Source organism: Pseudomonas sp. PDM15 (genome assembly GCF_014851565.1).
Lineage (GTDB): Bacteria > Pseudomonadota > Gammaproteobacteria > Pseudomonadales > Pseudomonadaceae > Aquipseudomonas.
Genome location: NZ_JACVAA010000002.1, coordinates 271,449 through 280,916 on the forward strand (window position 1 = coordinate 271,449; position 9,468 = coordinate 280,916).

At 65.8% G+C, this 9,468-nt stretch carries 9 protein-coding genes; 4 read left to right on the plus strand and 5 right to left on the minus strand.

What is annotated here, in order from left to right:
* Nucleotides 1-77: 77 nt before the first annotated feature.
* The 4 genes from IB232_RS05290 to recQ all read right to left on the minus strand — a co-directional run bounded on the left by IB232_RS05290 (nucleotide 78) and on the right by recQ (nucleotide 5,136).
* Nucleotides 78-512 (minus strand): MarR family transcriptional regulator, encoded by a 435-nt coding sequence (locus IB232_RS05290; RefSeq protein ID WP_192397500.1) that lies wholly within the window; start codon nucleotides 510-512, stop codon nucleotides 78-80.
* A gap of 117 nt (nucleotides 513-629) precedes the next feature.
* The gene (locus IB232_RS05295) at nucleotides 630-1,634 is read right to left on the minus strand and encodes a DUF2804 domain-containing protein (protein ID WP_192397501.1); all 1,005 of its coding nucleotides are present in this window, start codon (nucleotides 1,632-1,634) and stop codon (nucleotides 630-632) included.
* 85 nt (nucleotides 1,635-1,719) lie between these two features.
* Complete coding sequence (locus IB232_RS05300; RefSeq protein WP_318652235.1) at nucleotides 1,720-2,880, minus strand: GGDEF domain-containing protein; 1,161 nt, start codon at nucleotides 2,878-2,880, stop codon at nucleotides 1,720-1,722.
* 105 nt (nucleotides 2,881-2,985) lie between these two features.
* A complete protein-coding gene (recQ, locus tag IB232_RS05305) occupies nucleotides 2,986-5,136 on the minus strand; it encodes a DNA helicase RecQ (protein WP_192397502.1) in 2,151 nt (716 codons plus the stop codon).
* Nucleotides 5,137-5,270: 134 nt separating this feature from the next.
* On the opposite strand from recQ, the gene IB232_RS05310 reads away from it, so the two are divergent.
* From IB232_RS05310 to lapD, 4 genes are all read left to right on the plus strand, one after another.
* Complete coding sequence (locus IB232_RS05310) at nucleotides 5,271-5,858, plus strand: YecA family protein (RefSeq protein WP_192397503.1); 588 nt, start codon at nucleotides 5,271-5,273, stop codon at nucleotides 5,856-5,858.
* 9 nt (nucleotides 5,859-5,867) lie between these two features.
* Complete coding sequence (locus tag IB232_RS05315; protein ID WP_192397504.1) at nucleotides 5,868-6,272, plus strand: YbaN family protein; 405 nt, start codon at nucleotides 5,868-5,870, stop codon at nucleotides 6,270-6,272.
* 71 nt (nucleotides 6,273-6,343) lie between these two features.
* Entirely contained in the window at nucleotides 6,344-7,042 is a 699-nt protein-coding gene (gene lapG / locus IB232_RS05320) for a cysteine protease LapG (protein WP_192397505.1), read from the plus strand.
* A 9-nt stretch (nucleotides 7,043-7,051) separates the two neighbouring features.
* Nucleotides 7,052-8,998, plus strand: coding sequence for a cyclic di-GMP receptor LapD (gene lapD / locus IB232_RS05325; protein WP_192397506.1), 1,947 nt, complete (start codon nucleotides 7,052-7,054; stop codon nucleotides 8,996-8,998).
* Between the two features lie 63 nt (nucleotides 8,999-9,061).
* Here the strand turns inward: lapD and IB232_RS05330 are convergent, their stop codons facing one another.
* The gene (locus tag IB232_RS05330) at nucleotides 9,062-9,403 is read right to left on the minus strand and encodes a tryptophan synthase subunit beta (protein ID WP_192397507.1); all 342 of its coding nucleotides are present in this window, start codon (nucleotides 9,401-9,403) and stop codon (nucleotides 9,062-9,064) included.
* Nucleotides 9,404-9,468 lie beyond the last annotated feature (65 nt).

Sequence of the window (9,468 nt, forward strand, 5' to 3'; positions counted from 1 at the left end):
ACCGAAACAAACGCCAACGGCGATTTATGCTAAATCGCGATAGGAAAAGGCCTGGATGTAGCGGAAAGACCCAAGGATCAAGTCTTTTCCAGGTTGCCCAGAATGCGTGCGTGGACGCTCTGGCACAGGCGCTGCTCCTCCTCGCTGACGCCGGCGAACAGCTCCTTGCGCAGCTGCAGGGCAATGCTCTCGATCTGCTCGATCAGGGGCCGCGCCTTGGCGCTGAGCACCACCTTCTTGGCCCGGCGGTCTTCCGGCACGGCGATGCGCCGCACCAGCTCCTGGGACTCCAGGCCATCGAGCAGGCGGGCCAGGGTCGGGCCCTCCACCCCCACGGTCTGCGCCAGCTCGCGCTGGGTCGGCGCTTCCTTGAGCAGAGCCAGGTGCAGGAGCACCAGCCAGCGTGCCTGGGACAGGCCGAGGCCGGAGAGACGGCGGTCCAGCTCGGCGCGCCAGGCGCGGGAAAGCTGGGCCAGCTGCATACCGAAACTGTGGTGCGCGAAGTTGTGCATAGAAGACTCTCACTGGTCCCTGCCGCCGCCCACTCCCCGAATCGTGTGGACAGCAGAAAAACCTAATTATTAGTCAACTAACCATAACCCCGGGAACGGCCTTCGCCAAGCCCGCCGTCACCATTTGACATACTGATCCTCGACGAAACCCCACAGGTTGTCGATCACCAGCGGCGCCCTGCCCGGCGGGCGCAGGGTACCCTGGAAGCAGCCGAACACCTGCTTGAAGTTGCTGGCCAGCACGCCCAGGTTCAGTTGCTCGCGGTGCAGACCGTGGCCACGGAAGTTCAGCTCCACCTGGCCATCACCGGAAACGATGCGCCAGGGCTTGAGCGGGTCGTCGCGATCGAACTGGAAGTGCACGCCGCCGACCGGCATCAGGGCGCCGTCCAGCCAATAGCAGTTTTCGCTGAAGCTGGTCTCGTTGACCCCGCAGGACAGGTTCAGCCCGACCCGCGCGCCGTTCACCTCGCCGGACAGGCAGGCCCAGTTCCAGAAGGTCTCCGGGCGCATGTAGCCGGCCGACCAGTCGTGGTGGGCGAAGGCGTTCAGCGCCTGCAGGTCGAAGTCCCCCAACTCGCTGCGCACACTGCCCCGGCAGCGCACGCCGGCGACCTTCTGCGCGTAGACCCAGCCGTTCACCGCCGTCGGCGTACAGATGCACATGGGTTCGAACTGCTGCTCGGAGAAGCTCGCCTCGATGCGCGTGTCGTCGTCCAGCTCCACTAGCAGGTGCTTCTCGCTGCCGCGGTTGTCCAGACGCAGCAGGTTGGCACCGCTGCGCAGCTCGCAGACGCCGTCGTTGGGCTGCTGCGAAAACGAGGTGCCATGCCCCAGCGGCCGCTTGAACTCGCGCTCGATCATGCGCCCGCTGGCCGGGTGGAACAGATAGACGAAGCCCGCCGTGAGCAGGCTGATGTCGGCCAGGGCGCAGCCACCAATCAACTCGTCACTGACGATGCCGAAGTACTGGAACTGATGAAAGCGCCGCCACTTGGCCAGGGTGCCGAGGCGCCGCCCCATGGGCGAGCGGAAGTCGAAGTCGCGCCAGTTCACCTGCCCCGGTGCGGCCGGGAAGATTCCGTAATGAGGTTGGCCGTTGGCCTGGATCAGTCGTTCCATGATTACTGCCGGCAGAGGAAAGCGCCGATGCTAGCAGCCATGCCGGACGCTGCCAGGGACGATTCACGCCAGCGCGGGGGGCGCTTCAGGTCACCACCTGGTTGCGGCCGAAGGCCTTGGCCTCGTAAAGCGCGCGGTCGGCATGCTCGAACAGGCTGTCCATGGCCAGGTCCGTCGCCGGTTGCAGACAGCACACGCCGGCCGAGAGCGTCAGCACCTTCGCCGTCTGCGAGCCCGCGTGCTCGATGGCGCGGGCCTCCAGGCTCTGGCGCAGGGTTTCGGCGCGCTGCTTGGCCTCACTCGCCGAGATGTCGTACAGCAGCACCGCGAACTCTTCGCCGCCCAGGCGCGCTGCCATGTCCAGCGGGCGCCGCGCCGCCTGCAGCAACACCTCGCCGACCTGCTGCAAGGCGCGGTCGCCGGCCTGGTGACCGTAGTGATCGTTGTAGGCCTTGAAGTGATCGACATCGCACAGCAACAGCGCCAGCGAGCGCTCCTCACGCTGCGCCTGGCGCCACAGGCGGCCCAGCTCGCGATAGAAGCTGCGCCGGTTGTGCAGGCCGGTCAGGCCGTCCTGGTCGGCCAGGACGCGCAGCAGGCCACTGACCAGAAAGTGCTCGCGCGACTTCAGCTCCAGCTGGTAGCAGCCGATCGCGCCGATCAGGTTGCCGGCCAGCAGGAACAGCAGGTTGTTGAACAGCCGCTCCGGCGCCAGGCCGCCGAGCCACTCGAACAGGCCGTAGGCGAGCAGCACCAGGAACGAGGTGGTGACCGCCTCGATCAGGCGCAGGCCGACCAGAAAGTAGGCGGCGATGCACACCAGCAGCAGCCCCTCGTAAGGGAAGGACGGGTCCTGGCCATGCCCAAGGGCGATGATGGCCGCCGCGCCCAGGCCCATGGCGCCGATGCCGGCGATGCCCAGCGGTGCCGCCAGCTTCGGATGGCGACGACTGAGGATCACCCGTCCGCAGGCCAGCAACAGCAGCGCCACACCGGCGCGGATGGCCAGCAGGGCTGCCAGCAGCGGCCCCTCGATCATCCAGATGTCGACACCGGCGAAGGCCAGCCACACCAGCAGGGCATAGACCACCGCAACCCGCTTCAGCTCCAGGGTGTCGCGCAGCATGTAGGCGCGATATTCCCGTTCGAGAGACGGGGCGAAACGCAACAGGCGGTAGCCGCGAGACAGTTGCTCGGCGTAGGGATTGGGCGGGACCTCGCCCAGCCAGTCGGGATGCAGCGACACCAGGACCTCGCTTATCGATCGCTTGGGCTTACCCTAGCGTTTTGAGAAACACGTCACAAGTTTGTCGCCAACGAATTGGCGTAAAGAATCGTTATCGCCGCGACATCAGACCTCGAACTCGGCCTGCAGCGCCGCGCGCACGCAGTGCAGCACCCCTTCCGGCACCTGTCCGGCGAACTGCTCGGCGATGCCGGCCACCGGCGGCAGTTCGCCCTCGCCATCGAGGAAGGCATCCTGGATCTCGCCGAGCAGTTCCTCCGGCAGATCCAGCGCCTGCTCCAGCGACAGCTGCTGGCCAGCGATGGCCTCGGCCAGCAGGTTGTACACGCTCTTCTCGCCGCAGTTCAGCTGGCTGGCGATCTGCGCCGGGGTCATGCCGGCGCGGGCCAGGCTGACCAGCTCGTGGCGCAGGTCGGTGACCACTTTGGGCGCCTCGGCAGACTCGCCGCCGTTGAGCACTTCGAGGAAGGCCTCGCCATAACGTTCCAGTTTGCGTGCGCCAACGCCGCTGACCTGGGCCATTTCGGACAGGTTGCGCGGCTGGCTGCGCAGCATTTCCAGCAGGGTCGAGTCGGGGAAGATGACATAGGGCGGCACGCTGTGCTCTTCGGCCAGCTTGCGGCGCAGGGTGCGCAGGGCCTCCCACTGCTCGCGCTCCTCGCCACGCACAAGCTGGCTGGCGCTGCTGCCGCTGGCCTTGGCCGCCTGTTGCGGCTTGAGGTCGCGACGCAGCTCGAGCGTCACCTCACCGCGCAGCAGCGGGCGGCAGGCGTCGCTCAGGCGCAGACCGCCGTAACCGTCCAGATCGACGTCGGCCAGGCCGCGCGCCACCAGCTGGCGGAACAGGGTGCGCCAGTCGCCTTCGGCCAGTGCCTTGCCGATACCGAACACCGGCAGATGCTGATGGCCGGAGGCGCGGATCTTGTCGTTCTCGCGACCGAGCAGGATGTCGACCAGATGGCCGACGCCATAGCGCTGGCCGCTGCGGTAGATGGTCGACAGGGCCTGACGCGCCGGCTCGGTGGCGTCCCAGGTCTGCACGTTGTCGACGCAGGTGTCGCAATGACCGCAGGGTTTCTCTAGCACTTCGTCGAAGTAGGCCAGCAAGGCCTGGCGTCGGCAGCGGGTCTCCTCGCAGAGCGCGAGCATGGCGTCGAGCTTGTGCTGCTCGATGCGCTTGTGGCGTTCATCGCCCTCGGAGTTGGCCAGCATCTGCTTGAGGAACACCACGTCCTGCAGGCCGTAGGCCATCCAGGCATCCGCCGGCAGACCGTCGCGGCCGGCGCGGCCGGTTTCCTGGTAATAGGCTTCCAACGATTTGGGCAGGTCCATGTGGCAGACGAAGCGCACGTTGGGCTTGTCGATGCCCATGCCGAAGGCGATGGTCGCCACCATGATCAGGCCTTCCTCGTTGAGGAAGCGTTTCTGGTGATAGGCGCGCAGGTCGTTGGGCAGGCCGGCGTGGTAAGGCAGCGCCGGGAAGCCCTGGGCGCTGAGGAAGTCGGCCACTTCCTCGACCTTCTTGCGCGACAGGCAATAGACGATGCCGGCATCGCCCTTGCGCGCGGCGAGGAAGGCCAGCAGCTGTTTGCGCGGCTGATCCTTGGGCTGGATACGGTAGAAGATGTTCGGCCGGTCGAAACTGGAGAGGAAACGCTCGGCCTGCTCCAGGTGCAGGCGCTGGACGATCTCCTCGCGGGTACGCATGTCCGCCGTGGCGGTCAGGGCGATGCGTGGCACTTGGGGGAAGAGTTCGGCCAGCTGACCCAGCTGCAGGTATTCCGGGCGGAAGTCGTGGCCCCACTGGGACACGCAGTGCGCTTCGTCGATGGCGAACAGGGCGAGTTGTGGCAGACGCTGCAAAAAGTCCAGCATGCGCGGCTGTACCAGACGCTCGGGGGCCACGTAGAGGAACTTGATCTCGCCGCGGCGAATGCGCTCGGCGATATCGCGCTGCTCCTCGGCACTCAGGGTGGAGTTGAGCGCCACGGCGGCCACGCCCAGCTCGTCGAGGGTGGAAACCTGGTCTTCCATCAGCGCGATCAATGGCGAGACCACCACCGCCAGACCTTCGCGCAGCAGCGCCGGTACCTGGAAGCACAACGACTTGCCGCCGCCGGTGGGCATCAGCACCAGCGCATCGCCGCCCGAGGCCACGCGTTCGATGATCGCCGCCTGCTTGCCGCGGAAGGCGTCGTAGCCGAAAACGTCTTTGAGGATGCGCAGTGCCTGGGGATTGGTTGCCTGGTCGAGCATGCCGTGCCGGTCTCCATTGGAAGCGGCGCAGTATACGCGAGCGATGACGGCGGCAGGCCATCGCCCGTCGGCCGTGCTTTTGCGGGCCTGGGCGGCTAGAATCCCGATGTTTACTCACTCAAGGTAGTCCCACGATGTCCTTCGCCGAGCAATTGTCCCGCCTGCAAGCCTTCCTCGATGCCGATGATCTGCACGAAGAAGCTCTGGACTACGTGGCCGCCCATGGCTACCTGACCGCCCTCTGCATCTGCCCCGACCATGTACCGGAACGCGAGTGGATCGATGCCCTGTTCGCCGAGCCGCCGCACTACCGCAGCGAGGCCGAGCGCGAAGAGATCGAAGCCACCCTGCAACTGCTCAAGGCACACATCGCCCGCCAGCTGGCCAGCGACGACGAGCCGGAAATCCCCTGCGACATCGACCTCGGCGACGAGCCGGACGACTCCGACCTGCGCGGCTGGTGCATCGGCTTCATGGAAGGCGTGTTCCTGCGCGAGGCCGTGTGGTTCGAAGACTCCGAAGACGAAGTCAGCGAGCTGCTGCTGCCGATCATGGTCGCCTCCGGCCTGTTCGACGAGCAGCCGGAATTCGCCGAGATCGCCCGCGACCGCCAACTGGTGGACAGCATGGTCGACCAGATTCCCGAACTGCTCACCGCCCTGTTCCTGCTGTGCCAGGCGCCGGAAGAGAAGCCTGCCCTTCTCAAACCCCGCCACCACTAAGCCGCGCCCATGGCGCATAGCGATATCCAGCAGAGCCGCCACCGCAGCGTGCGTTACGCGCTGCTGGCGATCGGCTGGCTGAGCGTGGTACTCGGGGTGATCGGCATCTTCGTGCCGGTGCTGCCCACCACGCCCTTCCTGCTGCTAGCGGCGGCCTGCTTCGTGCGCAGCTCCAGGCGTTTCTACCTGTGGCTGGTCAACCACCCGCGCCTCGGCCCGTGGATTCGTGATTACCTGGAAGGCAACGGCATTCCACTCAAGGGCAAGGTCTACGCCCTGGGCCTGATGTGGGCCAGCATCGGCCTGTCCTGCTACTTGGTGCCGCTAGTCTGGGCGCGTGCCTTCATGCTCACCAGCGCGGTGCTGGTGAGCCTCTACATCCTGCGTCAGAAGACCCTGCCCAGCCGCGGCTGAAGCGCACCGCGAAAGCGGAAAAAATGTGACGCGCTGCCTACACTTTCTCCACCTCTCGTGGAGACATTTTCATGCCGTTGCGGCCGAGCACTCAGGGACGAGCCAAGCGCCTGCCGACAGGCCGGCTGCTACTCGGCGCCCTGCTCGGCCTGCTGCTGGCGATGGTGGCGCGCGCCAACTGGGACTTCGGTCTGATCCTGCAGAATGCCGAGCAGCGCTACGGCAACCTCGGCGTCGCCAAGGGCCGCATCGAGGCCTGGGACGAGCTGATCATCGCCAGTACCAACCTCCCTGAAAACGAGAAGCTGGCCGCGGTCAATCGCTTCTTCAATCGCCAGTTCCGCTTCTCCGACGACAGCCGCAACTGGCGGCAAAATGATTACTGGGCCACGCCGGTCGAGGCGCTGATCAAGGGCGCCGGCGACTGCGAGGACTACTCCATCGCCAAGTACTTCACCCTGCGCCGTCTGGGCGTGCCCAGCGACAAGCTGCGCATCACGTACGTCAAGGCACTGCGCTACAACCAGGCGCACATGGTGCTCACCTATTACGCCAGCCCCGGCGCAGAACCCCTGGTGCTGGACAATCTGATCGGGGAGATCCGCCCCGCATCCCAGCGCAAGGACCTGCTGCCGGTCTACGCCTTCAATGCCGAGGGCCTGTATCTGCCAGGCCAGACCGGCAGGAAGAGCGACACCAAGAAACTGTCGCGCTGGCAGGATCTGTTGAAAAAGATGCGAGCCGAAGGCTTCGACATCGGAGAGGGTTAGGAGAGGCCTATGTCCCTGTTGAAACAACTGTTCCTCGCCATCTGCCTGTTCCTCGTGGTGGCCTTCACCGGCAGCTTCATCGCCGGCGTGGAGTCCTCGCGCGAACAGCTGCTCAGCCAGTTGCGCTCGCATGCCCAGGACGCCGCCACCGCGCTGGGCCTGTCGATGACGCCGCACGTGGACGACCCGGCAATGATCGAGCTGATGGTCAGCTCAATCTTCGACAGCGGCTACTTCGCCACCATCCGCGTGGTGCGCATTCCCGGCGAGGAAGTGATAGTCGAGCGACGCACCACAACCACCTCGGACAAGGTGCCGGCCTGGTTCGTCGACCTGGTCGACCTCGACCCGCAGGGTGGCGATGCACTGATCATGCGCGGCTGGGAGCAGGCGGCACGGGTCGAAGTACTCAGCCATCCGCAGTTCGCCCTGGCCAAGCTGTGGGACAGCGCCATCGGCAGCCTGGTCTGGCTGCTGCTGTGCGGCGTGGTCAGCGCCATCCTCGGCGGCTGGCTGCTACGCACCCAGCTGCGCCCGCTGGACAACATGGTCAGCCAGGCCCAGGCCATCACCCGCCGCGAATTCCTCACCCTGCCCCGCGTGCCGCGTACCCCCGAACTCAAACGCGTGGTGCTGGCGATGAACCAGATGGTCGAGAAGCTCAAGCAGCTGTTCGCCGAGGAAGCCGCGCGCAGCGAAAAGCTGCGCGAAGAGGCCTACCTGGACAGCCTCACCGGCCTGGCCAACCGCCGCCTGTTCGAGATCAAGCTGGCCAACCAGCTGGCGGTGACCGAGCAGAATGCCTCCGGCTACCTGATGTTCCTGCGCGTCAACGATCTCGGCGGTCTCAACCAGCGCATGGGCGGCCAGCGTACCGACTCGCTGATCTACAGCATCGGTGAGCTGCTCAAGCGTCTGCTGGAACAGCGCGGTGCACCGGACTGGCTGGCCTCACGCAGCCGCGGCGGCGAGTTCACCCTGCTCGCCCCGGGCCTGGTCGCCGAGGACGCCGACCGCCTCGCCCAGGAACTGGCAGACGGGCTGGAGAGCCTGCGCCAGACCGGCGCCAGCGACTGCACGCCGGTGGCGCACCTTGGCATCGCCGCATTCCGCCCCGGTGAGGAAGTGGCCAATGTGATCGGCCGCGCCGATCAGGCTCTGGCCCAGGCACAGAGCAATGCGGGCAAGTCCTGGGAGCGCCTGGACGACTACCAGGCCACCAATGGCCACGGCCTGCACGACTGGCGACGCTGGATCGACGATGCGCTCAACCAGAGCATGCTGCAGTTGTACTTCCAACCGGTGGCGGCCTGCGCGGACACCAGCCAGGTACTGCACCAGAAGGTCCTGGCACGCCTGCTCGACCCACAAGGCGAGGCCGTGGCCGCCGGCCGTTTCCTGCCGTGGATCGAACGCCTGGGCTGGGCCGCACGCTTCGACCTGGCCATGCTCGAACACAGTCTGGCGCACCTGGCCAAGTACCCGCAGCCGCTCGCCCTCAGCCTGTCCGCTGCCACGCTGCGTGACGCTGGCAGCCTGGAGAAGCTGCTGAACCTGCTCAGGGAACATCCGCAGCAGAGCGAGCTGATGACCCTGGAGCTGGACGAGCGATACCTGCCGCCACCAGCGGAACTGGAGAAACTCAGCCAACAAGTGCGCGAGGCAGGCTACCACCTGGGCCTGCAGCACTTCGGCGGGCGCTTCAGCCTGATCGGCAACCTGACCCACCTGGGCCTGGCCTACCTGAAGATCGACGGCAGCTACATCCGCGCCATCGACAAGGAAAATGACAAGCGCGTGTTCATCGAGGCGATCTTCCGCGCCACCAACAGCATCGACCTGCCGCTGATCGCCGAGATGGTGGAAACCGAAGGCGAGCTGAATGTACTCAAGGAAATGGGCATCTACGGCGCCATGGGTCGCCTGATCGGCGCGCCGGCACCCTGGCAGGGCTGAGCCAAGCTTTCCGATGTAATGCAAAGCCCGCCATGACGGCGGGCTTTTGCGTGCTGGTCTGCGTCAGATCAGCTGGTGATCATCGTCACCCAGCAGACCACTGAGGCCCTCGATCTGGGCACGGGTCACAGCGCGCCTATCCAGCTTGCGCCGTGCTGCTTCCGGCAGATCGGTGTAGCGGATAACGCCCTTCGCCACCAGCACGCCGACCACATCCTCCAGCACCCGCACCAGTTCCAGGTCGGAGTCCTTCAGGCTGGTCAGGCGCTCCTTGACCTCTTCACGGGCCGCCAGCCAGTTGTGCAGCTCTTCGCTCTCGACCGCCAGCGTCTCCGTCATGCCCTCGAACGCATCATGCTCCACCCGCAGCAAACGCCCCTCGGCATCCCTTTGCACGTACACCATGTGGCTTCCTCCAGGCATAAAAAAGGCCCGCTACCCCAGAAGGGTAGCGGGCCGATCATATAAGC

Excerpts from the sequence above, each read along its gene's own strand:
- IB232_RS05330 (WP_192397507.1), bottom strand. The coding sequence starts at position 9,403 with ATGGTGTACGTGCAAAGGGATGCCGAGGGGCGTTTGCTGCGGGTGGAG.
- lapD (WP_192397506.1), top strand. The coding sequence starts at position 7,052 with ATGTCCCTGTTGAAACAACTGTTCCTCGCCATCTGCCTGTTCCTCGTG.
- recQ (WP_192397502.1), bottom strand. The coding sequence starts at position 5,136 with ATGCTCGACCAGGCAACCAATCCCCAGGCACTGCGCATCCTCAAAGAC.
- IB232_RS05295 (WP_192397501.1), bottom strand. The coding sequence starts at position 1,634 with ATGGAACGACTGATCCAGGCCAACGGCCAACCTCATTACGGAATCTTC.
- lapG (WP_192397505.1), top strand. The coding sequence starts at position 6,344 with ATGCCGTTGCGGCCGAGCACTCAGGGACGAGCCAAGCGCCTGCCGACA.
- IB232_RS05290 (WP_192397500.1), bottom strand. The coding sequence starts at position 512 with ATGCACAACTTCGCGCACCACAGTTTCGGTATGCAGCTGGCCCAGCTT.
- IB232_RS05310 (WP_192397503.1), top strand. The coding sequence starts at position 5,271 with ATGTCCTTCGCCGAGCAATTGTCCCGCCTGCAAGCCTTCCTCGATGCC.
- IB232_RS05315 (WP_192397504.1), top strand. The coding sequence starts at position 5,868 with ATGGCGCATAGCGATATCCAGCAGAGCCGCCACCGCAGCGTGCGTTAC.